Annotated in this window: 23 protein-coding genes; 22 read left to right on the top strand and 1 reads right to left on the bottom strand. The window is 33.0% G+C overall.

Annotated elements, in window-relative coordinates; genetic code table 11:
- Positions 1 to 37: 37 nt before the first annotated feature.
- The 10 genes from N4597_RS06465 (at position 38) to N4597_RS06420 (ending at position 10713) form a co-directional block, all read left to right on the top strand.
- A complete protein-coding gene (locus N4597_RS06465) occupies positions 38 to 688 on the top strand; it encodes a sugar transferase (protein ID WP_260902985.1) in 651 nt (216 codons plus the stop codon).
- Positions 689 to 704: 16 nt separating this feature from the next.
- Complete coding sequence (rfbA, locus tag N4597_RS06460; protein WP_260902984.1) at positions 705 to 1574, top strand: glucose-1-phosphate thymidylyltransferase RfbA; 870 nt, start codon at positions 705 to 707, stop codon at positions 1572 to 1574.
- Between the two features lie 30 nt (positions 1575 to 1604).
- Positions 1605 to 2816: a beta 1-4 rhamnosyltransferase Cps2T gene (cps2T, locus tag N4597_RS06455; RefSeq protein ID WP_260902983.1), complete on the top strand. Its 1212-nt coding sequence runs from the start codon at positions 1605 to 1607 to the stop codon at positions 2814 to 2816.
- Between the two features lie 206 nt (positions 2817 to 3022).
- Positions 3023 to 3994, top strand: a complete 972-nt coding sequence (locus N4597_RS06450) for a capsular polysaccharide synthesis protein (protein ID WP_260902982.1) — start codon at positions 3023 to 3025, stop codon at positions 3992 to 3994.
- Positions 3987 to 4925, top strand: a complete 939-nt coding sequence (locus N4597_RS06445) for a glycosyltransferase (protein WP_260902981.1) — start codon at positions 3987 to 3989, stop codon at positions 4923 to 4925. Before N4597_RS06450 ends, N4597_RS06445 begins: the two co-directional genes overlap by 8 nt.
- 7 nt (positions 4926 to 4932) lie before the next feature.
- Positions 4933 to 5886, top strand: coding sequence for a DUF6625 family protein (locus N4597_RS06440; protein ID WP_260902980.1), 954 nt, complete (start codon positions 4933 to 4935; stop codon positions 5884 to 5886).
- A gap of 3 nt (positions 5887 to 5889) precedes the next feature.
- Positions 5890 to 7215, top strand: coding sequence for an O-antigen ligase family protein (locus tag N4597_RS06435; protein WP_260902979.1), 1326 nt, complete (start codon positions 5890 to 5892; stop codon positions 7213 to 7215).
- Between the two features lie 15 nt (positions 7216 to 7230).
- A complete protein-coding gene (locus N4597_RS06430; protein ID WP_260902978.1) occupies positions 7231 to 8385 on the top strand; it encodes a glycosyltransferase family 4 protein in 1155 nt (384 codons plus the stop codon).
- Complete coding sequence (locus N4597_RS06425) at positions 8386 to 9051, top strand: DUF1919 domain-containing protein (RefSeq protein ID WP_260902976.1); 666 nt, start codon at positions 8386 to 8388, stop codon at positions 9049 to 9051.
- A gap of 210 nt (positions 9052 to 9261) precedes the next feature.
- A complete protein-coding gene (locus N4597_RS06420) occupies positions 9262 to 10713 on the top strand; it encodes a flippase (RefSeq protein ID WP_260902974.1) in 1452 nt (483 codons plus the stop codon).
- Between the two features lie 237 nt (positions 10714 to 10950).
- On the opposite strand, the gene N4597_RS06415 is transcribed toward N4597_RS06420, so the two are convergent.
- The gene (locus N4597_RS06415; RefSeq protein WP_260902972.1) at positions 10951 to 11829 is read right to left on the bottom strand and encodes an IS982 family transposase; all 879 of its coding nucleotides are present in this window, start codon (positions 11827 to 11829) and stop codon (positions 10951 to 10953) included.
- A gap of 204 nt (positions 11830 to 12033) precedes the next feature.
- Between N4597_RS06415 and N4597_RS06410 the strand changes: the two genes are divergently transcribed.
- From N4597_RS06410 to N4597_RS06355, 12 genes are all read left to right on the top strand, one after another.
- Positions 12034 to 12417 (top strand): hypothetical protein, encoded by a 384-nt coding sequence (locus N4597_RS06410; RefSeq protein WP_260902971.1) that lies wholly within the window; start codon positions 12034 to 12036, stop codon positions 12415 to 12417.
- A gap of 14 nt (positions 12418 to 12431) precedes the next feature.
- Positions 12432 to 13253, top strand: a complete 822-nt coding sequence (locus N4597_RS06405; protein ID WP_260902969.1) for a LicD family protein — start codon at positions 12432 to 12434, stop codon at positions 13251 to 13253.
- A gap of 14 nt (positions 13254 to 13267) precedes the next feature.
- The gene (rfbC, locus tag N4597_RS06400) at positions 13268 to 13849 is read left to right on the top strand and encodes a dTDP-4-dehydrorhamnose 3,5-epimerase (RefSeq protein WP_260902968.1); all 582 of its coding nucleotides are present in this window, start codon (positions 13268 to 13270) and stop codon (positions 13847 to 13849) included.
- 11 nt (positions 13850 to 13860) lie between these two features.
- Positions 13861 to 14892 carry a dTDP-glucose 4,6-dehydratase gene (gene rfbB, locus N4597_RS06395; RefSeq protein ID WP_089144636.1) on the top strand — a complete coding sequence of 344 codons (1032 nt, stop codon included), beginning with the start codon at positions 13861 to 13863 and terminating at the stop codon, positions 14890 to 14892.
- Positions 14893 to 14955: 63 nt separating this feature from the next.
- On the top strand, positions 14956 to 15801 hold the full coding sequence (rfbD, locus tag N4597_RS06390) for a dTDP-4-dehydrorhamnose reductase (protein ID WP_167588837.1): 846 nt from the start codon (positions 14956 to 14958) through the stop codon (positions 15799 to 15801).
- A 94-nt stretch (positions 15802 to 15895) separates the two neighbouring features.
- Complete coding sequence (locus N4597_RS06385; protein WP_260902966.1) at positions 15896 to 17647, top strand: phosphotransferase; 1752 nt, start codon at positions 15896 to 15898, stop codon at positions 17645 to 17647.
- Positions 17640 to 18368: a sugar phosphate nucleotidyltransferase gene (locus tag N4597_RS06380; protein ID WP_260902964.1), complete on the top strand. Its 729-nt coding sequence runs from the start codon at positions 17640 to 17642 to the stop codon at positions 18366 to 18368. The genes N4597_RS06385 and N4597_RS06380 overlap by 8 nt, the downstream gene beginning before the upstream one ends.
- Positions 18358 to 19872 (top strand): BCCT family transporter, encoded by a 1515-nt coding sequence (locus N4597_RS06375; RefSeq protein ID WP_260902961.1) that lies wholly within the window; start codon positions 18358 to 18360, stop codon positions 19870 to 19872. Before N4597_RS06380 ends, N4597_RS06375 begins: the two co-directional genes overlap by 11 nt.
- Before the next feature lie 814 nt (positions 19873 to 20686).
- On the top strand, positions 20687 to 21475 hold the full coding sequence (locus N4597_RS06370) for a hypothetical protein (protein WP_260902959.1): 789 nt from the start codon (positions 20687 to 20689) through the stop codon (positions 21473 to 21475).
- A 240-nt stretch (positions 21476 to 21715) separates the two neighbouring features.
- Positions 21716 to 22672, top strand: a complete 957-nt coding sequence (locus N4597_RS06365; protein WP_260905241.1) for an SIR2 family protein — start codon at positions 21716 to 21718, stop codon at positions 22670 to 22672.
- Positions 22656 to 24560 carry an ATP-binding protein gene (locus N4597_RS06360; RefSeq protein WP_260902958.1) on the top strand — a complete coding sequence of 635 codons (1905 nt, stop codon included), beginning with the start codon at positions 22656 to 22658 and terminating at the stop codon, positions 24558 to 24560. Before N4597_RS06365 ends, N4597_RS06360 begins: the two co-directional genes overlap by 17 nt.
- Positions 24561 to 24913: 353 nt before the next feature.
- Complete coding sequence (locus N4597_RS06355; RefSeq protein ID WP_260902957.1) at positions 24914 to 25276, top strand: helix-turn-helix domain-containing protein; 363 nt, start codon at positions 24914 to 24916, stop codon at positions 25274 to 25276.
- The last annotated feature ends 160 nt before the right edge of the window (positions 25277 to 25436 follow it).

The raw sequence follows: 25436 nt of genomic DNA, 5'->3' as shown, positions 1-25436 counted from the left end.
TTACGTTATTAATAAAATACTAGGGGGTGTTAAAAAGATGGAAACAAAACAAATTACCTTAGATACTACTAAAATTGATCAACGCTACGTTTACCGAACCTTAAAGCGGATCTTTGATTTTTGTGCTAGTTTACTAGCTCTAATTCCTTTATCCATTATCTTTTTAATGATTGCACTCCTCATCAAGCTCGATGATGGCGGTCCCGTCTTCTTTAGCCAAACACGGGTTGGCCGCCACGGCAAACTCTTTAAGATTTATAAGTTTCGCTCGATGCGAGTCGATGCCGAAGACTTGCTCGAAAAGCTAATGGAAAAAAACCAAGTCGATGGTCCTATGTTCAAGATGAAAGACGACCCACGCATCAGCCGGGTCGGCAAGTTCTTGCGCAAGTACAGCCTGGACGAACTACCACAGCTCATCAACGTCTTACTAGGTGACATGAGCCTGGTAGGTCCACGGCCACCACTTCCCCGTGAAGTCGCCGAGTACACCGACTACGACAAGCAACGGCTCTACGTCACTCCCGGTTGCACCGGCCTGTGGCAAGCCACCGAGCGCAACAACGTCGGCTTCGCCGGCATGGTCAAGCTCGACCTTGAATATATTCAAAACGCCAGCGTTTGGTTCGATTTAAAGATTATCTTGATGACGGTTAAGATTTTATTCGTGCCAAACGGGGCATATTAAGGAGGAGTGTCTACATATGAAAGGGATTATTTTAGCTGGGGGTTCTGGTACCCGCCTCTACCCTATTACAAAGGGAATTTCCAAGCAATTAATTCCAGTTTATGATAAGCCGATGATTTATTACCCACTATCAACCTTAATGTTAGCGGGTATTCGTGATATCCTGGTGATTTCTACGCCAGAATATACACCCTTGTTTGAACAGTTACTAGGTGATGGTTCTGATTTAGGAATTAATCTGTCCTACAAGGTGCAAGAACAACCTAACGGCTTAGCTGAAGCCTTTATTCTCGGTAAAGAATTCATCGGGAGTGACTCGGTGTGTCTAATTCTAGGTGATAATATCTACTATGGCAGTGGCTTAGCTAAGCAACTTCAAGATGCTGCTCAAAAAGAAAACGGGGCAACTGTTTTCGGTTACCACGTTAATGACCCAGAACGGTTCGGGGTGGTTGAGTTTGACGAAGAAATGCATGCTTTATCAATCGAAGAAAAACCAGCTCAACCTAAGAGTAACTACGCGGTAACAGGCTTGTACTTCTATGATAACGATGTAGTTGACATTGCAGCTAATCTAAAGCCATCTCCTCGCGGTGAATTAGAAATCACGGACGTTAACAAGGAATACTTACGACGTGGCAAGTTAGACGTTAAGTTAATGGGTCGGGGCTACGCTTGGCTTGATACCGGCACACACGATTCCATGTTAGAAGCAGCCAGCTTCATTGCAACCATTCAAAAGCGGCAAAACTTAAAGGTAGCTTGCCTGGAAGAAATTGCTTATCGGATGGGTTGGATTAGCAAGGAGAAGTTAGTAGAATTAGCGCAACCATTAAAGAAAAATGACTACGGACAATATTTATTACGACTAGCAGACGAAGAATAGGTAATATTTTAGAGAGGAATTTAAGAACTGATGGGAGTTCAACACGTTTATATTATTGGTGCTAAGGGAATAGGTAATTATGGTGGGTACGAAACTTTTCTACAAAAGTTGGTTGAATACCATCAAAATAATAGCAACATTAAGTACCATATCGCATGTAAAGCTAATGGTAAGGGCTACATGGACGAAAAGAAATTACCAGGAGCAATCACCGTTGACGATAAACACTTTACATACTATAACGCTGATTGTTTTAAGGTTGAGGTACCAGAACAACTTGGCTCGGCTCAAGCTATTTACTATGATTTAGCTGCCTTTAAAGAATGCATTCGGCAATGCCAACAAGAAAATATCAAAAATCCAATCATCTATATCTTAGCTTGTCGAATTGGTCCATTTATGGGCAAGTACGTACGGCAAGTTCATAAAATGGGTGGCAAGGTGTTTGTTAATCCTGATGGTCACGAATGGAAGCGGGCTAAGTGGTCTAAGCCTGTTCGGTGGTACTGGAAGACCTCCGAAGCTGGTATGGTTAAGCGAGCTGATTTATTAGTGTGCGATTCAATTAACATTGAAAAGTACATTCAAGATGAATACGCTAAGTATCAACCTGCTACAACCTACATTGCTTATGGTTCGGATATCTATCCTTCTAAGTTGGCTGATAATGACGAGACTTTTGTCAAGTGGTTAACTGATAAGCAATTGAAGCCATTTGAATATTACTTAGTAGTAGGTAGATTCGTCCCTGAAAATAACTTTGAAACGATGATTCGGGAATTTATGAAGTCTGATAGTAAAAAAGATTTTGCTATCATCACAACGCAAGATGATGTCTTCTTAAATGAGCTTGATCAAAAGTTAGGCTTTAAGAACGATAAGCGAATCAAATTTGTAGGGACTGTCTACAATTCAGAATTGTTGAAGAAGATTCGCGAGAACTCTTACGGCTATTTCCATGGCCATTCAGTTGGTGGAACTAACCCATCATTGTTAGAAGCATTAGGTAGTACTAAGTTGAATTTACTGCTAGATGTCGGCTTTAATAAGGAAGTTGGGCAAGAAGCAGCTTTATACTGGTCTAAAGAAGATGGTGATTTGGCTAAGTTAATCAATGAAGCTGATAATATGGGCCAAGCTGAGATTGAAGAGTTAGGTAAAAAAGCAAAACAACGGATTAAAGATGCCTATAGTTGGCAATTTATTGCAGATAGGTATGAAGAAGTTTTTAATCTTAAGTGAGAATGATGAGCAATTATTGTAGTTGTTATCTTTTCTTATGATTGAGTTAAGAAAAAAGATATATTTAAAAAATATATACTATACATAATTGAGTTTGAATGTTGGTTTCGTTTTTTGAAATCAACATTTTGTCCTATTATTGATGGATTTTGTTTTTATATTATGTTATGAATACTATATTTAATTTTATCAAAGGGGATAGGATATTGAATTTATTAGAATTATTTAGAAAACAAGGCGGTTTTAGTCTAATAAAACAATTTTTTCATGGAGGTGTATTGGGTACTGCAATGTATGAATTTCTACTCTTAGGGAAAAGTCGAACTGCATTAGAAATTTTACGTTTATCTGTTACCCTTAAAATTAAGCAAAAATTAGAAAAAAAGTACAGACGGTCACTTGAAGATTTTGATAGAACTTTTGAAACATCGATAAAAAATAGTGTCTCTAATAAAGTGTGGTTTTGTTGGATTCAAGGCCTCGATAATGCTCCTGAAATTGTTAAGATTTGCTATAAGCAATTACACAAGAATCTAACTTCTAAAGAAATTGTATTACTCACTAAAGATAATATTCATAAGTATGTAGTATTTCCGGATTTTATTCAAGATAAAATTAATAAGGGAACAATTACATATACACACATGACAGATTTACTTAGGTTAGAATTACTTTCCCAATATGGTGGTACTTGGATTGATGCTACTGTCTTATGTACATCAAAGGAAGAGGATATACCTAAATATTTTTTTAATTCAGATTTGTTTTTTTTTCAAACACTAAAACCAGGTTTGGATGGAAATGCAACATACTTATCTAGTTGGTACATGAATGCTAAAGCACATAATAAGGTAATAGAAGCAACAAAATATTTATGCTATGAGTATTGGAAAGAAAATAATAGTATGATTGATTATTTCCTATTACATGATTTTATGTCAATTGTATTAGATTTCTATCCAGAAGAACATAAAAAAATCATACCTAGAGACAATGCCACGCCGCATGAACTCTTATTGAGGTTATTTGATAGATTTGATTTGAAAACATGGGAGGCTATCATTGAGCAAAGTCCATTTCATAAGCTAACATACAAATTCACACCAGATAGTATTGAAAAAGATAATACTAATTATAAAAAAATAATTCAAAAAAGTGGAGGTGTTTTTTTTGAATAGTCAAGAAGTGACAGTAGTTATGTCAACATATAATGGGGAGAGATATTTAAAAGAACAACTAGAATCTATACTTTGTCAAAAAATAGATGAGTTAATAATTATTGATGATGCTTCAAGGGATAAAACTGTAGAGATTATTAAAGAATATATAAAAAAATATAATTTTGAAGATAAAACTAGACTCATACAGAATAAATCAAATAAGGGTTGGAAATATAATTTTATTTATGGTGCAAAAATTGCTAAAGGTAAACTAGTTTTTTTTAGTGATCAAGATGATATATGGTATAGGAATAAAATAGATATTTATAAAAAGATATTTGCTAATAATAGTAACATCAATGTTGTTGCAAGTAAGGAGATTATATGGGATGGAGATAAAAAAAAAATAAATGAAAATAGTCTTCTTGTCCCTAGCCAAGAATTTGATAGAATTATATTAACTAATGTAAGGAATTATCTAATACAGTGTTCTGGATGCACTATGGCAGTCAGGAAAAAATATTTTGATTCAGTAGTAAAATTTTATACAGACGATTGGGCACATGATGATTTTTTATGGAAAATGGCAACATTGGATAATAGTTTTGCATTGTTAACATCTAGTACTATTTTGCACAGAATACACGGGAATAATGAATCAAGAAGGAAAAGAAATTTAAAAAAAACTATTCAAGGATTTGAGATTGAAAATAGAATAATTAATTCTATGTTGGATAGACTAGATACTAGCGAGGATATTGTTGATAATGATTTAAAGAAAAAGATAATAATTCACGAAAAAAAGGGTAATAATTTAAGAAAAAATTTTTTTGAAACAGGTAGTGTATTATCTATACTAAAAATTTTTCTTTTCTATCAAAATATTTATAGAAGAAGAAGGCAATTTATAGGTGACATAGTTATAAAACTCAAGGAAAAGAAGCGGTGAAATTGTTTTGAAAAATAAAATTTGTTTGATAATTCCATATTTTGGAAAGTTACCAAAGTATGCGGATTTATTTTTTGAGTCACTTAGAAATAATGATAATATTGATGTTTTAATGATAACAGATGCTACAGTGAAGTATGAGTTGAAAAATTTAAAAATTTTAAGAATGTCCTTTGATGCGCTTAGAAATAAAATTCAGGAGAAGTTTCCTTTTAAGATATCATTGGAAAAGCCATATAAGCTTTGTGACTTTAGGCCAGCATATGGCTATATTTTTCAAGAATATTTAACCGAATATACTTTTTGGGGATATAGCGATATAGATTTAGTTTTTGGAAAGACATCAATTTTTTTAACAGAAGAACTGCTGAGTAAGTATGATAAAATATATCAACATGGGCATTTTTGCTTATACCGTAATGTTACTTGGATAAATGAAGAATTTATGAGTAATTACGGGATCGATTATAAAAAGGTGTTTTCATCGTCAATTAATTATATATTCGATGAGCTTTTAGGTATTCAGAAAAAATTCGATTATGATAGAATTAGTACATATAAAGGATGGGAGTTCTTTGATGTGAATCCTTGGAAATATCATTTGACTAGGGTAACATCGTATGTACCTTCTGAAATATTAACAAATGATTTTGATTTTAAGCATGAGTGTTTCTATATAGAAAATGGACATTTATATAGGGAGGCATTAAAAGGTGATAGACTTATAAAAAGTGAGTTTTTGTATTTTCATTTTCAAAAGCGAAATTATACTATTAACAATAAAAGTGATAACTTTTATTTGACTAATAATGGTACTCTGGATGTAGAAAAGAGTATAAGCTCTTTTAATATCGATGAATATAATAAATTTTCAACAATTGAACAAATAAAATTAAATTTAAGAAAACAGCAGTTTGTTTGGAAGAGAAGAATCAAAAAATATCTTTTTAAGAAAGGATAAGGCATGAATGTGCTATTAGTCATAACATTTTTAGTTGATTTTATATTATGTATATATAGTTTATTTAACTACAAGAATAGTTTTATAATTTTCTTGGCATATAATTTTATTAGTCTTCAAAATGTGTCAGGAACAATAAATATTGGGGGATTGGAAGTTGCTTTATCTACTCTAATGGAATCCTGGTATATTTTATTATACTTTCTTATTGGAAAAAGAAGGTATTATAATAGGATAGGTTTTCCATATAAATTACCTTTTTGGATTTTAGGAATTTCTTGGCTATTATCTGCTACATTTTCAATAGCTGGTATAGGTTCTGAATTTTCCAGATATATTCTAAATATTAATGATTACTTACTTTTAGCATATTTAATTTGGAATGTATTACAGGATAAAAAGGATTTTGAACGTTTATTCAAAATAATGACTGTTATCATTTTTATTTCATGTTTATATGGCCTTATTGAATATGAAACTCATAGTAATATATTTCAGGCAACAGTTAATTCTATTCAAGGTGTAGATAGTGTATTTAGTGTCTACAACACCGATGCTAATCTTTTATCAAGAGGGTATAGAGTAAATTCCATTTTTTTGCATCCGATAGGAGCAGGGATTATATGGGGATTATATGTGATAGTTGTATTGATACTTAAGTTAAAATTAAATATAAGAAAATTACCTTTGGAAAAGTTATCATATTTGACAGCTATACTAAGTACGATATGTATTTTTCTTACTAAAATGAGGAGTCCACTTATATTTTTATTTATTGGTATATTTGCTGCTGTAGATTTAAAAAAAGTAAAAACATATAGGGTATTAGCTACAATTTTACTAATTTGTTTAATTATATATGGTTTCTTAGGCTCTAAGATGCAAGTATTTAATTCATTATTTAATTCTAATATTTCTTCTGAAGTAGGTGGAAGTTCTATAGAACAGAGAAGTATGCAGTTTAGAAGTGCCTGGATGTTAATTGAACAATCGCCTTTGTTAGGATTAGGTAATAAATTTTATTTTGTAAGTATAAATTCCATGTATGCAACATTGACTAATAATTTACTAGGAATGGAGAGTATATGGATGTCAAACCTGGTAACATATGGACTTATTGGGATTTTTGCTGATATCATATGGTTTTATTATATGCTGATTTATTTGCCGTATAAGTATAAACAGGGAACTATTTTTTGGATAAATTTAGCGTATGTTGTTACTGCTTCAGTAACGTCTACACCAGGATTTTATGTATATTTGTTGTATGTTCTTGATTTTTATTTAATTAATTTTAAGTTTGCAGAAAAAATGAAATATAATAAGTAACGAGGAAGAATTACAATGTTAAAGAGTTTATATTACAAGGTTTATTGGACAATCGTATCCGTCATTGATTATATTTCTTTTAATTTAAAATTTAAGTATGTTATAGCTAATAACAAAAAAAATATATTGATTTTCGGTCATGACGGATCTACAAATGGTGGCGCATCAGTTGTTTTAAATAACCTTTTAAAAAATATAAATATGAGTGAGTATAATGTATTTATGTTTTTTAAGAACGGTGGCCCATTGGTGAATGAATCCAAAAATATTGGAAATAATGCATACGTATATCAATATTTATACAAAAAATATATAAATAAATTTTATGAATCAGGGATAGAAATTAAAGCTATATTGGTAAATACGAGTGTATGTGCAAATATTATTGATGTTGCTCAAGATAGATTTTCTTGTCCCATAGTTTGGTGGATACATGAAGGACAATTTTTAAAAGACTATCCACCCAAAAAATTTGATTATTTAAGAGATAATGTTAGATTAGTAAGTGTTAGTGAAAATAGTAAAAAAATTTTACAAGACTACTATCCGGATAGAAAGATAGACATTATACACTATGGATTAAATGATGAATATAAGGAAAGTTATACAAAGCATTTAAAAAATAAAATATTTACTATTGATATTGTAGGTATGCTTACAGAACGGAAAAATCAAAAACAGATAATTGAAATGTTAAAAAATCTTCCTAAAGAAATTACTGATAAATTGAGAATTAGAATGATATCAGGAACTTGGGATAATCAATATAGAGATTCCTTAATGAAAGAGGCTAGTGAATTTAAACAAGTAGAATTTATATCTGGTTTGTCCCACAAGAAACTTATAGAAGAGTATACGAAGATAGACTTGTTAATTTGTTGTTCTAAGGACGATCCTTTGCCAGTGGTTGTTACTGAAGCTTTGATGATGAAATGCATATGCTTAGTTTCTTCAGGGTGTGGGCAATATGAGTATATAGTAGATGGTATTAATGGTTATAAATATATTGTTGATGATATCAATGAATTATGTTCTAAAATCATTAAAATAATGAATTGTAGCGAAAATGAGTTAGTAGCTATTAAGAAAAATGGTAGAAAATTATATGAAGAAGTATTTTCTATGAAAAAGTCAGTTGGAATGATGGCATCATGTTTGGAGTTAAGATAGATGAAAAAAGCAAGTTTAAAAAGAAAATTAAAAAGAATCCCAGCTTTTTTTAAGAGAATAGGATTACATAATAAAAATTTTACTATTATCAGTAATAATTGTTGGGGGGGAGGTATATATGACTTGTATGCTCTCAGATATAATACGCCCACAATCGGACTATATTTTATGTCCTATGATTATATTAAATTTTTAAAAAATTTAGATGAATATTTGAAAAATGAACTAATTCAAGTAAAGTGGTCAGATACACCATTTAGAAATGAATTTTTTCAGCAAAAAGATGTATATAAGAATAGTTTAAATAAAGAACTCGACGATTTAGTAATTGCTAAACTAAGTGATATATATATAATTTTTTTACATTATGATACGTTTGAAGAAGCAAAAGACAAATGGAATAGGAGGGTTAAACGCATTAATAAAGAAAATATGGTTGTCAAATTTAATGATCAGAATGAATTTAAGAAAGAGTATTTTGATTTATTTGATAAATTGTCATACAAGCATAAAATTTTTTATACTGGAGATAAAACTATTAAATCTCAATATGGAACTAAAGTTATCTATTTAAATGAACCCTATATAAAAAATAAAGTTGTGCTAACTGATATGATTTATTCTAAGCAAAATTTTAATTTAAAGCAGTACTTGAATGAGTTGTAGAAATTTTTTGATAAATTAAGATGGGGTTGGTTGAAATCAAGTGTAAGTATTTTAATATAGGTGGTACTGATTATAATGAATTTCAGAAGGTATAGTGAAAATTTAATATATTAGACAAAGTGATATTGATAAAATTTAGGAGGATATATAATTGTGAAAAGCATATTAAGATAGTACTAAATTATGAAGAAAAGGTATGTATGATAAGAAATGAAAAAAGATAAATCGCTTGGATTAAATGCGTTGTTGAACAGTTTACAAAGTCTTTTAAATTTAATATTTCCATTAATTACTTTTCCGTATGTTTCACGAACGTTATCGGTTGGTGGAGTTGGAAAATATAATTTTGCGAATTCTATTGTAAGTTATTTCATTTTGTTAGCTGGATTAGGTATTAGTAATTATGCGGTACGTGAGGGAGCAAGGCTACGCAACGATAGAAAAGCTATTAGTAAATTTGCAAGTAGAGTCTTTACTATTAATATGGCTTCGACAGTACTCTCTTACTTATGCTTATTTTTAGTAATATTCTTAATCCCTAATTTACATGACGATATAGTAGCTATATTGATTTTCAGTGTTCAGATTTTTTTTACGACGTTAGGAACCGATTGGGTATATACAATTTTTGAAGAGTATGGATATATTACTATTAGAAATTTAGTTTTTAAGATTATTTCAGTGATTTTGCTTTTCATATTTGTTCGTCATCCCAATGATTATTTGAATTATGTTGTAATTACGGTTATCGCCTCAACTGGTTCATATGTTTTAAATTTTCTTCATGCTAGAAAGTATTGTGATATTAGATTAGATTTTCATTTTCGTTGGAACGATTATCTGATTCCGATATTGGTTATTTTTGGATCGCGGGTTGCTATACAAATATATCTAAGTTCTGATGTTACGATGCTGGGTTTTCTTCAGAATGAATATATTGTAGGTATTTATAGTACTGCTACTAAGATATATGGGATTGTAGGTACACTTTTAACCGCATTAACGGCTGTTACGATTCCACGTTTAGCTATGCTTATGGGGCAAGGAAGAATCGATGAGTATAATCAGTTATTGAAGCAAGTTATTAATACAATATTATTTGTAGTCTTGCCTGGGATTATTGGGCTATTTATGGTTAGCCAGGATGTTATTCTTATCCTGGCAGGTGAAAAGTATGTGCGTGCCACTTATGCTCTAAAGATTACTTGTTTTGCCATGCTGGGGAGTGCAATGAGCACAATTTTTGATCAATGTGCATTGATACCTGCAAAGAGAGAAAAAAAGACATTGATTTCCTCAACAACTAGCGCCTTACTTAATATTGGACTTAATTTTATCTTAATTCCAATCATTGCTGAGAGGGGTGCTGCTTTAACCACTGTTTTAGCTGAGTTTACAATGATGTTTATGAATTTCTACTTTAGTAGAGATATAACAGGATTTGTTTTCAAAGATAAAGAAACTTGGAAAAATATAATAACTGTATTATTAGGATGTGGGGGAATCGTAGTAGTCTGCGCACTTTCGTATTCTATTTTTCAGCAGATGTTTGTTAGATTAGTTGTTTCTGTAATTTGTTCAGTTATAGTTTATGGACTTATATTACTAGTAACTAAAAATCAAGTGGCTTTAATATTTTTAAGTAAATTAAAACAGAAGTAGATCATTATTTGAAATTATTTTAAGGAGAGTGTCTGATGAACAAAAGGATAGGTAGAAATTCCTCGTTGGAGTTATTGCGAATTATTTCTATGCTTTTTATAGTTATGAACCACTATTCTGGAGAAGAGCCTTGGAATATGAAAGGAGCTAGCTTAGTAGATGTTATAAGTTATCAATTTTATAAACCATTGGGCCAGGTGGGAGTCGATATTTTTGTTTTGATAACTACGTGAATTGCTAGTTTGTAACATTGCCATTGCCTAAAATTCTCAGATTATGGGCCATGATAATAGATTCAATTTGAGCTCGCAATCCGGCTAAACTTCGAGTACAAGTATGCTCACTTCCTGCTGCAGTAAGCTTTGAAAATGTCGTCTCAATTAGTCGTCTGGTCCGTTTTAAAACTGGATTATTGTGTTCCTTAGCTCCCTTCATATTTGATCGATATGGTGTCCAAAAGGTATAACCTCTTTGTGCAAAGGCAGTACGCAAATCCTTGCTTATATAACCAACATCAGCCAAAATATTTGGACAAGGACAATCTTGGGTTACAGTCAAAGCTATCTTGACGTCAGACACCGAAGCGGGTGTTACAACATAATTGGGGATTAATCCACCTGGTGTTGCGACCATATGGACCTTAAAACCGTAAAAATGTTGTTTCTTCGTAGCGTTGTAGCCCAGATTAGCATAACCAGCGAACACACTAGCATGAAGGTTGCGAACGTATTGGCATAACGGTAGAGGATAACTGTCAATGATTGCGACTGATCCCGGATTTGTCCAGGATAATAATCCTTGACGAATAACCTGTAATACAGGTCCCATCTGTTTAATGCGTCGGGTGAAGCGAGAATACTCAATCATTGTTAATCCAGGTAAGATATTCTTAACCAGACGATAGAGAGCCATCCACGTTGTAAGTTGATAATAAGCTTTAAGACACATTAGAGCTAATAAATCTTCATCAGCGAGCTTAGTGTTACTAGCATTACGACGATCGATGAAACAATGAGGGACGAACCGATTAATTAGTATTTTAAATTGAGCACGTTGATGATAAAAACGGGCTTGAAAATCAATACAATTAGGACTAAACTGAGATTGGCTTAACATGGTTAGGACTCCTTTTTTTAATGTCACTTTGAGTCTAACTCTGTTAGGCCATTTTTGTTAATTATTACGAACTAGCAATTCGAGTATATATTTGATATTTGGACAGTAATTGCGATAGGATTAAATACTTACTTATCGTGTGTTATACAGCCATTGTGGTCATATCGCGAAGCAACGGGATTATATAGGAAAACTAAATGGATTATGGTGATTTGTGCTATTGAAAATATAATATTATCCGTAGTTTTAGGAGGTTTTTTAGGGGTTGCAGGTATTCTTTTTGCATCATCATTTTCAAGAATTACCACATATATATGGATTGAACCTAAGATTTTGTTTAAAGAATATTTTAATAGAGAAGCAAATAGATATTATATGAAATTAAGTGTTAATTTTATTATTGTTTCTTTAATTACATTTTTTTCCTTAATAATCGATAATATAATTAATCCCAATAATTTTATAATTTTTGGAATTGAGTTTATTATAGTTTTTATATTATCTGTTGGAATGTCGTTATTTTTTTATAGAAAAAGCAGAGGTATGAAAATTATTATTTCCTTTGTGAAAAATAAGATTTTTAAGTAAAAAGGATGAGATACATGAATGAAGTTAGTATAGAAGAGACACAAAAAATATCACTAGAGATACTAAATACTATTTCTTTGATATGTGAAGAAAAAAATTTAAGGTATGCTTTAATTTATGGAACACTTATAGGTGCTGTAAGACATCAAGGCTATATTCCCTGGGATGATGATATTGATATCATGATGCCACGACCAGATTATGAAAAATTATTACAATATTTAAAGGAAAATATTGCTGTGTATCCCCACCTTCAAGTATTTAATCCTGATGAATGTGCTGATTATCCATATATGATTACACGTATTAGCGATAATAGATATGTAATTGATGTGGATAACGAGGATCCTTATGGAATGGGAGTATTTATTGATGTATATCCTTATGATGGCCTAGGAAATTCCAAAAAAGAAGCGTTAAAATTTGGTCTAAAGGGTGATAGGTTATCATCGTTATGTTATCAAGCTACAAGAAGAAGATTTGCGATAGAAACAACTACCTCTAATGTAAGAAAAATTTTAAAATACCCAGTATATTTGTATGCAAAATTACGAGGGAAAGAAGTATTTCAAAGAAAATTAGCTAAATTAGCGGGAATTAAAGAATACGATGAAAGTAATTATGTAGGATGTGTAGTTTGGTTATCATGGGGAGAAAAAGATATATTTCCTAGAAAATGGTTTGAAGAAACAATTCTTGTAAACTTTGATAAGTATAAGTTTAGGATACCTAAAGAATATGACGCACTTCTTAGATATGAATATGGCGACTATATGAAGTTACCCCCTAAAAAGGAAAGAGTTGGTCACCATAACTATAAAGTATATAAAAAGTAAAGGAAGTAAGAATAATGGGTAAATTAGTTGTAAAGGAAACCAAGTTACAAGATGTTAAGTTAATCACCCCAGCTGTGTTTGGCGATCACCGGGGCTTCTTTACTGAAAGCTACTCTGACCGAGATTTTAAGGAAGCTGGGATTGATTTTGACTTCATTCAAGATAACCACTCACTTTCAACTCAAGCAGGGGTTTTACGCGGACTACACTTCCAACGGGGAAAGGCAGCCCAAACGAAGTTAATTCGGGTTGTAACTGGGGCAGTGTTAGATGTAATTGTTGACTTACGTAAGGGTTCTCCTACTTACAAGCAATGGGAAGGTTATATTCTCTCAGAAAGTAACCACCGACAATTATTGGTTCCAAAGGGTTTTGCACACGGGTTTGTAACCTTAACTGATAATGTTAACTTCTTGTACAAGTGTGATAACTACTATGATGCAGCAGCCGATGGTGGGATTTCCTTTAAGACGCCCGAATTAAACATTGACTGGCCAATCGACTTGGATAAGGCGATTACTTCCGAAAAGGATGCTAAGCAACCTACTTTGACAGAATTTGAAAAAGATAATCCATTTGTTTACGGTGAAATCTAGGAGGAACTAAGATGTTTAAGAATATTATTGTAACTGGTGGGGCCGGCTTTATCGGGTCTAACTTCGTGCACTATGTAGTTAATAACCACCCCGAAGTTCACGTTACGGTTTTAGATAAGCTAACCTACGCCGGAAATAAGGAAAACTTAGCTGGGTTACCAGCAGACCGGGTAGAGCTAGTGGTAGGAGATATTTGTGACAAGGAATTAGTTGATAAGCTAGTTCAAAAGGCAGACGCAGTGGTCCACTATGCCGCTGAAAGTCACAATGATAACTCATTACAAAATCCTGAACCATTTATTCAAACGAACATTGTCGGGACCTCTGTCTTAATTTCAGCATGTACTAAGTACGGGGTTCGTTTCCATCATGTGTCAACGGATGAAGTTTATGGGGACTTACCATTGAGAGAAGACTTACCTGGTCACGGTGAAGGCCCAGGCGAAAAGTTCACCCCCGAAACACCTTACAAACCAAGTAGCCCTTACTCATCATCTAAGGCTAGCTCAGACTTACTAGTGCGGGCTTGGGTCCGGTCTTTTGGTTTGAAAGCAACTATCTCAAACTGCTCCAACAACTACGGTCCTTACCAACACATTGAAAAATTCATTCCACGCCAAGTAACCAACATCTTGAGTGGAATTCGTCCTAAGCTTTACGGAACTGGTAAGAATGTCCGGGACTGGATTCACACCAACGATCATTCAAGCGCAGTCTGGAAGATTTTGACCGAAGGTAAGCTTGGTGAAACATACCTAATCGGGGCTGACGGTGAAAAGAATAATAAGGAAGTACTCGAACTAATCCTTGAATTAATGGGTCAACCAGCTGATGCTTACGACCAAGTAAAGGATCGGCCCGGCCATGACTTACGTTATGCGATTGATGCAAGTAAGTTACGCAATGAATTAGGTTGGCAACCACAATACACTGATTTCAAGGAAGGCCTTAAGGCAACGATTGATTGGTACACTAATCATCGTGACTGGTGGGAAGCTCAGAAAGCTGCGGTTGAAGCAAAGTACGCTAAGAACGGGCAATAATATGCGACCCCAAGGTTTGGCCTTGGGGTTTTACTTTAGCGAAGTGAAAGGAAGTAACGAGCAATGAAAATTTTAATTACAGGTGGTAACGGTCAATTAGGCCAAGAAATGCAACACTTATTAAATCAGCACGGCATCACAGATTATGAAGCAGCTGACGTTGAAAAGTTAGATATTACTGACGAAGCTAGTGTGGAAGCTTATTTTGCAGAAAACAAGCCGGAAGTGGTTTACCACTGTGCAGCTTATACTGCCGTGGATAAAGCTGAAGGCGAAGGCAAGGCTGTTAACGAAGCTGTTAACGCTACGGGAACGGAAATTGTTGCCAAGGCTTGTGCTAAATATGATGCACTCCTAGTGTACATCAGCACTGATTATGTCTTTGACGGTAGTCGGACAGAAGGTGAATACATGCCAGATGATCCAACAGGGCCACGTAACGAATACGGGCGGACTAAGCTCTTAGGTGAACAAGCGGTGAAGAAGTACTGCCAAAAGTACTACATTGTGCGGACCGCTTGGGTATACGGTAAGTATGGGCACAATTTTGTCTACACTATGCTTAACTTAGCTAAGACTCATGACAAGTTGACTGTGGTTTCAGACCAAGTAGGACGCCCAACTTGGACTAAGACCTTAGCAGAATTTATCACTTACCTAGTTGATAATAAGATTGCCTATGGGACTTACCACTGTTCAAATGATGGTACTTGTTCTTGGTATGAATTTGCAAAGGAAATTCTTAAGGATAAAGACGTGGAAGTTTTACCAGTTTCATCTGATGAGTATCCCACAGCGGCATTCAGACCACACTATTCAGTAATGCACTTAGCTAAGGAAACCGGCTTTGAATTTCCAATGTGGCAAGATGCCTTACATGAATTTATGGCAGAAATTGGAGAGAAATAAAATTTATAAATAATGGCATGAATATATCTGCGCATTTGACAAGTAGATATATTCATGCTATATTTTTGTTCATAAACAAAGAAGGTGATCGAAAATGAACAGGAAAGAAACGGCGATTCTTAGATACCTAAAAAATAATGATAGTAAAGTTACTCAGAGAAAAATTGCTGAGGATGTAGGTTTATCTTTAGGAAGTGTAAATAATACTGTAAAGAAGTTAGTTGCTAGTAAAATACTGGATGAGGAACTAAATATTATAGAAGATAGTATGTTTGAGAAGCCTAAACGTGCAATTATTTTAGCAGCTGGATATGGCATGAGAATGGTGCCCATTAACACCGAATATCCAAAGGGGTTATTAGAGGTGAAAGGGCAACCGTTAATTGAACGTCTAATTAAACAGTTACATATGGTTGGGGTACATGATATCAAAGTAGTGGTCGGATTTATGAAGGAGCAATATGAATATTTGATTGATGATTTTGATGTTGAATTGATTGTTAATCGGCACTACTCAGATAGAAAAAATTTGTATTCCTTAAACTTAGCTTGTCAGCAACAATCACTAGAAAAAACATATATTGTTCCTTGCGATATTTACGCTAAAGAAAATCCATTTAAGAAAGAAGAAGTATCTTCATGGTATATGGTAACCAATCAACTTACTAAGAATAGCGACGTTAAGGTAAGTCGAAATTTCGACTTAAAGACAATTAGAACGGCAGAAATTGGCAATAAGATGATAGGGATTGCTTACGTGTCAAAAACAGATGGTAAGTATTACACCAATAAATTACAGGGCTTTGTAGAATCTAGTGAACATGATAAAGAGTATTGGGAAACTATTCTTAATCACAATGGTACTTATCAAGTGTTAGCAAATATTATGTCAGCAGATAAAGTATATGAAATTAATACATATGAAGAATTGCGTAATCTAGATAGCAATTCAAATCAACTAAACAATGACACGATTTCGTTACTTAGTGAGATTTTGAATGTGGATAACAATGGTATTAAGGACATCACAGTTTTAAAAAAGGGGATGACCAACAGGTCGTTCTTGTTTAGTTGTGAAGGTAAAAAGTATATTATGCGAATTCCTGGTGAGGGTTCTAATGAATTAATTGACCGTCAAAAGGAAGCAAAAATTTATGAGTTGTTAGGTAAAGAAAAGATTACAGAGAATGTCTTATATATTAATCCAGATAATGGTTATAAGTTAACAGAATTTGTTGCTGGTGCGCGTAACTGTAATATCGATGATAATAGTGACTTAGAAAAGTGTATGGAGACATTGCGTAAATTCCACAGCCTGAAATTAAAAGCAGATTTTGAATTTAATCTGTATAAGCAAATAGAATTTTATGAAAAATTGCGGGGCGCGAATTCGAATTACCGTGACTATGATTTTGTGAAAGAAAGAGTGTTAGGATTAAAAGACTACATTGACACACTTACTAAGGATTATATTTTATGTCACATTGATGCCAATCCTGATAACTTTTTGATAGATAAAGTTGGTAATGTTATGCTGATTGATTGGGAATACGCTGCTATGCAAGATCCAGATGTTGATATTGCGATGTTTGCAATTTATGCGATGTATAATCGTAAGCAAACAGATAATTTAATTGATATCTATTATCAAAACCAGTGTGATTTTGAGATACGTACCAAAATTTACGCATATATGGCAATTTGTGGCTTATTGTGGAGTAATTGGTGTGAATACAAGAACTCTTTAGGTGTGGATTTTGGTGAGTATTCATTGAAGCAATATCGTTATGCAAAAGAATACAGTAAGCTAGTTTATGAAATATTGGAAGGTAAAGAAAATGAATAAAGTAAAAAAGGCAATTATAATGGCAGCTGGTTTTGGAAGTAGAATGCAACCTCTGACGTTTAAAACTCCCAAACCTTTAATTAAAGTTAATGGCAAGAGAATGATTGAAACAGTTATTGAAGGACTACATGAAAATGGAATAACTGAAATTTATGTAGTTGTGGGGTACTTAGAAGAACAATTTAAATACTTAGAAGAAAAGTACTCGCAACTAAAATTAATTACTAATCCATACTACGATACAGCTAATAATATTTCTTCACTATATGTAGCAAGTAATGTTTTAGATGATGCTACGATAATTTTAGATGGAGATCAAATCATTAAAAATAGTCAAATTTTGAAAGCGGAATTTGATTACTCAGGGTATAGTTGTTCTAAGGTTAATGAAGAAACTGATGAATGGGTACTTCAACTTGATAGTCATGATGTAATTACATCTTGCAATCGTAATGGTGGCAAAGATGGTTGGAGATTGTATTCAATTTCACGGTGGACAAAAGACGATGCTATAAGCTTAAAAAAGCAGATTCAAAATGAATTTGATAAAAAAAATACAAGGGATGTATATTGGGATGATATTCCAATGTTTTACTACTTTGAAAAGTATAAATTAAAAGGGTATAAAATATCAGCAACTGATATCGAAGAAGTGGATAGTCTAACCGAGCTTGTTCAAATTGATTCAAGCTACCAAGAGGTAATTGGGGATGAAAAATAAATTAGTTAAGCAGATAGATTGGCTACAAACGCTTTTGCCGCTTATTAGTATTGCACTGCTTGTAATAGTATTTTTACTTTATCCTCAAAAATCAACACAAGTTTTACATGTAATTCGTAGTGAGTTAGGCAACAAGTTTGGATGGTTTTATATTTTGCTTGGAATCAGCATGTTTACAACAACTTTAGTCGTTGCCTTTTCAAAGTACGGCCACATAGTTTTAGGAAATAAGCAAGCACCTATTTACGGTAATGTAAAATGGGGAATGATGATCTTTACATCAACAATGTCAGCAGATATTATTTTTTATGCTTTAACGGAATGGACAATGTATGCTAGGGAGCAGTTTATCCAGGAAAAAGTTGGTGGAGTTGGATTATGGACTTTAACGTATTCACTATTTCATTGGGGTCCAATTGCATGGAGTTTCTACATTATTCTAGCAGTTGCATTTGCTTTTATGATTCATGTGCGTAAGAAAGATAAGCAAAAATTTTCTGAAGCAGTTAGACCTTTGTTCGGTGACCAAGTTGACGGTGTATTGGGTAAGATAATTAATTTAATTGCAATTTTTGCACTTATTGCGGGTACTGCAACCACCTTTTCAGTATCAATGCCACTTCTTTCAGCCGCATTAAGTAAGGTATTTAGATTTCATGACAGTTCTTTTTTAGCAGTAATTATTCTTTTGATAATTGCTACAATTTATACTGTAAATGTGTTGCTAGGGATGGATGCTATTTCAAGGTTGGCTTCATATTGTGTGGTTTTATTTTTATTATTATTAGGGTTTGTCTTTTTATGTGGTGGCAAGGAACTATTTATTTTAAATAATGGAATAGAAGCAATTGGAAACCTAATCCAAAATTTTATTGGGATGGCAATGTGGACAGACTCTTTGAAAACTAGTCATTTTGTTGAGAACTGGACCATTTATTATTGGGCATATTGGTTAGTCTGGTGTACAGCAACTCCATTTTTTATAGCGACTATCAGTAAAGGTAGAACCATTAAGAATATGATTTTAGGTGCATATTCTTGGGGACTATCGGGAACAGCGCTAGCCTTTATTGTTTTGAGTAATTATGGTTTAGGAAAATACTTATTAGATGGATTAGCGGTTGAACAACTTATAAGTAAAGGAAATTCTTACATTGAGATTGCTATTAAAGTTCTCAATACTTTACCGGTTCATAATATTGTTTTAATATTGCTAATTCTAACTATGATGGGAATGTATGCTACTGTTTTTGAATCAATAACCATGGTAGTATCTTTTTATTCGTATAAAGAACTTAGTGAAGGACAATTGCCGGATAAAAGAATAAGGGCATTTTGGGCAATCACATTTATTATTTTACCTTTAGCATTAATTTTTATGAAACAATCAATCTATAGTTTGCAATCGGTGGCGATTATTTTCGCTTTTCCAATCAGTATTATAGTACTATTGGTAGTGGTTAGCTTCTTTAAAGATGCTAAGAAATATTTAAATAACGATTAATAAGTACTCATATTTGTCAACCGAAGGTAGGGTAAAAGTAGCATTAGTATCAACAGATAATAAAAAGGTTGAAATTAAGGGACTTGAAAGAATTTAGGGAACAAGTAATATATGATTGAAAGTGAAGTTGGGTGATTGACAGAATGTGTGCGAAACCTAGTTAATGTTGCAAGGTTTTGGGAGGACAGTGATTCTATTTAACTTAAGAGGAATGTAAACACGTTAGGGATGGTTCTTAGATTTTAATGGCTATTGGTGATAGTGTTACTGACTTTGGAGGTGATTCATCACTAGAAGCTAAAAAGTTGGAGTGGATTTGGAATTTAGAGTAAGCACTGGCAAGTAGTTGATTTTTTTAAGTAGACTAAAGATCGTAATTCACATTTTGATTGTGAATTTACGATCTTTTTTTGTTGATTATGTCTCTCTATCAAGTGGTTACTTCTGCTTTTATATTTATTAAAGTTATATGTATGTTAAAATGACATGCGTATTGCAAATGTTATTTTAAAGGTAGTATATCATTTTTTTATAAAACTGTTGAATTTTAGATAGAGTAATGTTATGTTGGTGGTGGCCGATTGAGCAATGAATAGGAGGAAGCTGTAAAAGTTAGTAATATTTATTGAAGGTGATATTTTGAAGTACGAGAAATTTAAAGATGTGGCTGTCCATTTTAAGAGGAGTAAGCGCTGTATAAAGTGATAATAAAAGTGGATTATCGGAGAAAACGTATGTGTTAGTTTGTATTTTTAGTAGATTATTACTAGTTATTGTGTTGTGGATGTTTTGATTTTACAAGGAGGAACAGTTAATGGATAAATCTAAAGAGTTACCAATTTTACTTAAAGTAGTGGAAGAAAAGTATTTGCAGAGTACGCTTTCAGGTAATATATTTTTTGGTTCGTTAGATTTATATAAAAGCGCAGAAAATCAACAAGGTGACAAAATCATAGGAGATGCGAATGAGGGTAAGTTAAAGAACGAAATTAATGTTGGTAATATTCGGCTTGAAATCAAGGAACCACATATGGAGTTATCGATACCGATGATGAAATCACCGAAGGGTAAGATGACACAGGAAATAAGAATGAAGGAGGATAATAATACGGGAGTATGTAGTTTCATTGGGTTGAGCTCAGATGATTTTGAAGAGTGTGGCCAACAAGATGGGCGAACGTTTTTTAAATTACGTCAAGCTGTGATTGATGATATAGCTAGACTCCTCAGGGGAAAAGAAGAATTTACAGGGAATAAATGTAGAATTATATTATTCGATAAAAACAAACTTATGAGTCGGTTAGAAGACATTGAAGTAGAATGTGGTTCAGTAAGGTATTATGATACTACCGATGTTAAGGAGTACTGGGAACTAGTAGGAATATCTCCGTATTTCTTGAAATCTCAAGTGTATCAGTATCAGAGAGAATATAGAATCGCTAAGAGACTGGGGGAAAACAAGAAGGGGGAAGTGGTATCCCTTAACGTTACAAATATAGGTAAACCAATTACTTTGTCTGAATTGGCAAATTATATTTTGGTATATAATGTAGGTTTACTTCAAGTACGTAAATTAGTCAAATGGGTTACTGAGAAAAAATGATAAAGTAGAAATTTCGTTATAGTGTGGCGTTAATACTGATTTACGCAAAGGGGATTAAAAGATTATGGGAATAGCCGATATATATGATGTATAGACTGGTACTGTAATGATAAAAGACAATTTGAAGCTATTTCTAGATATTAAGTCTAAATGTAATGGTAAAACTTGTGAAAGAAGATGACTGATGTGCCAAAAGAAGATATAGATGATGAATTATTAGTTAAAGAACTCAGAAAGCTTATGATAACGAAGCAGCTAAACTTTTTAATTGGTTCAGGGGCTTCAGCTAAATCGATTGGGTTAATGAGTGATTTTGAAGATAATGACCAATTAGAGGCCAAAGTTAAAGCTGTTAGCGAAAAAATTTTATCCGATGAGTATGAATTTTCATGTGAGAGAGATATTCAAGAAAATCTTAATGATTATGTTCGATTTTTAAAATCAGTAATTGATGTTATCAATTTATCCAATTCAAGGCAGACTCCGAAGTCGGTAAATTTGTTTACCACCAATTATGATCTGTATATTGAAAAAGCCGTCGATAAGTTGATTGGTACTAATCGGTTTGTCTTTAATGATGGGGCGAATGGCTATTTTAAGCGTATACTTGAGAGCTCTAATTATAACCGAGTAGTTTCATATAAAGGGTTGAATGACAATTATATTAGTGAAATTCCGTCAATCTCATTAATAAAACCGCATGGGTCTATGAATTGGACCGAGAAGGATGGTGCTATCATTATTGAAAATAAGGTTGCAGAACGTCCTAAGATAGTAAGGCCAACTGGGGGCGAGGAAAAAGACACGTATCTTGATAATCATTATTATGAGATGCTTCGAGTTTTTCAACTTGAACTTGATAAACCACAGTCGGTGTTAGTTACTATTGGTTTTTCTTTCCAAGACAAGCATATTGGTAAAATGGTGAAGCGTGCTTTGAAAAATCCGGAACTATTGGTTATTGTATTTGGATATTCAGACAAGGATAGAAAAAAGTATCTTTCTAATTTGGGGTTTGATATTAATAGAGTTCCTAAAAATTTGAGAATATATACACCAAACGATTTCGCCGACTCTTATCTGACATTTAACACAAATGGTAAGGAAAATAAATGGTTGAGCTTTGAATTAGCAAATTTAACCAATATAATTAATGGAGCTTCTGAGGGGGATTTAAAAGATGATAAGTCCAAGTAAGAAGTTAGGCGTAATTGTTGGGGTTGATGGTAGTGTCTCAACAGTGGGGATGTATTCCATGTCAAATGACTCTCAACTACTTTGGTATGGGGATGTCTTGAATGGGCCAAAGATTGGCGCCTTTTTAACAATTAACCAAAATGATGTGAAAATAATTGCTACAGTTTCAAGTGAAAAAGTAATTGATCAACAAAATACAGTACGTAGTGTAGAGTTTGATAATCGTTTTCACAAGGATTCGATAAATCGCGTAATTAGCCTTAAAACTAAAGGTGTTATCGAAGGAAACAAATTTCAGGTTACGAGTCAATATGTGCCGATGGTAGGTAATGAGGTTACATTGACTACTAAAGAAGAACTGGATTTAATTTTCGGATTAGAACCGGGAGAAGACTCGATCTATATTGGTAAATCACTTCTTGAGAGGCAGCCGATAAATATTCCTATCAACAAATTCTTTGCATCACATATTGGCATTTTTGGTAACACTGGTAGCGGGAAATCGAACACGTTGCACAAGGTATATTTGGAATTGTTTAGAAGTCAATATAGAAGTGCGGTTTTGAATCGGTCTCAGTTCTTTGTGATTGATTTTAATGGAGAATATACAGGAGCTAACACTTTTGAGCTTGGCGAAAGTGACAAACGAATTTTTGAAATTAATACTCGTTCAGCTGAAGCAGGACAAAAAATGCCTATCAAAAAATCCTATTTATTTGATCCGGATATTTTAGCAATCTTATTTGATGCTAGACCTGCAACCCAGGTGCCTTTCTTGCGTAACGCTTTGAATATTTTTAATAAGGAAAAAATTATTGATAAAGAAGAGAAGTTTGCCGAGATGGAGTTAGGGTTACTAAAATCCATCATAAAGGGCTTAAAGAGTGTTAGTGGGGATGCACTGGAGAATTGGATTAAAGCAGCTAAGGTTGTTGGAATTGGAGATGAGATACTAAAAAGTTTGAAAGAAAATTTTGTTAAGAATAAGTATGGTAATTTAGAAATTAAAGCTCCTGACGGAGAAACTATGATTCTTAAAGATGGTCAAATTACCAATGATGGTGAGAGGTTATTACACTTAGCTGAATTAAGAAGTACACTAAGCAACTGCTACAAAAATGCTTCCCCAATTAGTAAACTATCGTATTTCTTAGAGTTTCAAAGGGTTTATGTTTCAACGTGGCAGTCAACCAAAATCGAATACATTAATCCGCTATTTCATCGTATTAAGTCAGCTTTTGAAAGTTTAGAAAAGGTTGTAGAAATAAAAAACGATTTGAATGATTGCTTTAAGCCTATGAATGTTATTTCATTGGTGTATGCCAATCAAGAAATCACCAGATTAATGCCAATGCTTCTTTCTAAAATGATTTATGATGAACAAAAATTTGCTGTCGTAGGAAATGATGTAAATCAAACTAAGCATCTAATTATAGACGAAGCGCACAATATCTTGAATGCTGAATACCGCAATAATGGTGATGATTGGCAAGATTACCGCTTATCAGTATTTGAAGAAATTATTAAGGAAGGACGTAAATTTGGTTTCTACTTAACCTTATCAAGCCAACGCCCAGCCGATATTTCACCGACTATTATGTCGCAATTGCATAATTATCTTATTCACCGTCTTGTGAATGAGAAAGATTTGAAAATGTTAGAAAATACGATGCCAACACTTGATAGAAATTCTTATCAAATAATACCAAGTCTTGGTCAAGGAGAAGCTATTGTTACCGGAAATGCAATGCAAGTTCCAGTATTTGTAAAAGTAGAGAAAGAAGAGATTAGCAGACCGAATAGTGATGATATTATACTGACTAAGCTTTGGACAGAAAATCAATCGATTGAACAAATATTTTCAGATTTAGAATTCTTTGATCTTTAATTAAGAAGTCCACAAGAAAATATTTTTAACTTGATTGACTCTATTATTTGTGATGGTTATTAATTTCTACAGTAACGAAGGATATCCATAATTAACCTAGGGTAGCTACTTAGTGAATATACATAGACGATTTGTAACACTCAGGAAAAAACGTAAAATCTGTTCTCTAAAAAGTATAGAGCTTAAATTCACATATTGCTTGTGATTTTCCGGTCTTTTTTTGTCGGTGACGTCCTGTTATGGAGTGCTTACTAATCAAACTTACATGTATAGAATACTTTGGTGATTTATTTTTCACTATCAGTGATATAATTATCATATATAGTAAAACTCGAAAGAAAGGACTTGTTACAATGGATAATAATATTGGATATAGAATTTCAGAATTACGTAAACAAGCTAGTATGTCTCAATTTCAACTAGCTAAAGTTTTAGATATTGCAACAAGCACATTAGGAATGTATGAAACTGGCAAACGTAAACCTAGTTTAAAAGTGATGAATAGAATTGCAAACTACTTCAATGTAACCATCGACTACTTACTCGGACGCCCTGATAAAAGGGATGATACTAAAACAGTTGACATTGATGATGATGACGTTATTTTTACATACGAAGGTAGACGTATTCCAAAAGAAGATTTGGAACTTATACGTCGTATTATGAGAGAAAATAGGATATTAAATAGAGGAGGTTTTATGATAAAGCAATATTAAAGATTACTTATATAATATCTGCAATAAAGAGAATATTAGAGTAGTTTGTTTAGAAAATTTATCTCCAATATACTCCAAACTCTGCTTCTTTCGAAAATGGGTGTATCATTATGAATCCTAACTAGCATAATAAGTTTGAATGCACATTCCAATTAGCTCA

Origin of the sequence: Ligilactobacillus agilis, from assembly GCF_025311475.1 — a bacterium.
Taxonomy (GTDB): Bacteria; Bacillota; Bacilli; order Lactobacillales; family Lactobacillaceae; genus Ligilactobacillus; species Ligilactobacillus agilis.
This window is presented reverse-complemented; position numbering and strand designations above follow the sequence as displayed.

What these genes read in the sequence shown, in the direction of transcription:
- rfbA (WP_260902984.1), top strand. Translation starts at nt 705, where the DNA reads ATGAAAGGGATTATTTTAGCTGGGGGTTCTGGTACCCGCCTCTACCCT.
- N4597_RS06430 (WP_260902978.1), top strand. Translation starts at nt 7,231, where the DNA reads ATGTTAAAGAGTTTATATTACAAGGTTTATTGGACAATCGTATCCGTC.
- rfbC (WP_260902968.1), top strand. Translation starts at nt 13,268, where the DNA reads ATGGGTAAATTAGTTGTAAAGGAAACCAAGTTACAAGATGTTAAGTTA.
- N4597_RS06365 (WP_260905241.1), top strand. Translation starts at nt 21,716, where the DNA reads ATGATAACGAAGCAGCTAAACTTTTTAATTGGTTCAGGGGCTTCAGCT.
- rfbB (WP_089144636.1), top strand. Translation starts at nt 13,861, where the DNA reads ATGTTTAAGAATATTATTGTAACTGGTGGGGCCGGCTTTATCGGGTCT.
- rfbD (WP_167588837.1), top strand. Translation starts at nt 14,956, where the DNA reads ATGAAAATTTTAATTACAGGTGGTAACGGTCAATTAGGCCAAGAAATG.
- N4597_RS06410 (WP_260902971.1), top strand. Translation starts at nt 12,034, where the DNA reads ATGGTGATTTGTGCTATTGAAAATATAATATTATCCGTAGTTTTAGGA.
- N4597_RS06385 (WP_260902966.1), top strand. Translation starts at nt 15,896, where the DNA reads ATGAACAGGAAAGAAACGGCGATTCTTAGATACCTAAAAAATAATGAT.
- N4597_RS06355 (WP_260902957.1), top strand. Translation starts at nt 24,914, where the DNA reads ATGGATAATAATATTGGATATAGAATTTCAGAATTACGTAAACAAGCT.
- N4597_RS06420 (WP_260902974.1), top strand. Translation starts at nt 9,262, where the DNA reads ATGAAAAAAGATAAATCGCTTGGATTAAATGCGTTGTTGAACAGTTTA.
- N4597_RS06425 (WP_260902976.1), top strand. Translation starts at nt 8,386, where the DNA reads ATGAAAAAAGCAAGTTTAAAAAGAAAATTAAAAAGAATCCCAGCTTTT.
- N4597_RS06415 (WP_260902972.1), bottom strand. Translation starts at nt 11,829, where the DNA reads ATGTTAAGCCAATCTCAGTTTAGTCCTAATTGTATTGATTTTCAAGCC.
- N4597_RS06375 (WP_260902961.1), top strand. Translation starts at nt 18,358, where the DNA reads ATGAAAAATAAATTAGTTAAGCAGATAGATTGGCTACAAACGCTTTTG.
- N4597_RS06360 (WP_260902958.1), top strand. Translation starts at nt 22,656, where the DNA reads ATGATAAGTCCAAGTAAGAAGTTAGGCGTAATTGTTGGGGTTGATGGT.
- N4597_RS06435 (WP_260902979.1), top strand. Translation starts at nt 5,890, where the DNA reads ATGAATGTGCTATTAGTCATAACATTTTTAGTTGATTTTATATTATGT.
- N4597_RS06465 (WP_260902985.1), top strand. Translation starts at nt 38, where the DNA reads ATGGAAACAAAACAAATTACCTTAGATACTACTAAAATTGATCAACGC.
- N4597_RS06380 (WP_260902964.1), top strand. Translation starts at nt 17,640, where the DNA reads ATGAATAAAGTAAAAAAGGCAATTATAATGGCAGCTGGTTTTGGAAGT.
- N4597_RS06370 (WP_260902959.1), top strand. Translation starts at nt 20,687, where the DNA reads ATGGATAAATCTAAAGAGTTACCAATTTTACTTAAAGTAGTGGAAGAA.
- cps2T (WP_260902983.1), top strand. Translation starts at nt 1,605, where the DNA reads ATGGGAGTTCAACACGTTTATATTATTGGTGCTAAGGGAATAGGTAAT.
- N4597_RS06405 (WP_260902969.1), top strand. Translation starts at nt 12,432, where the DNA reads ATGAATGAAGTTAGTATAGAAGAGACACAAAAAATATCACTAGAGATA.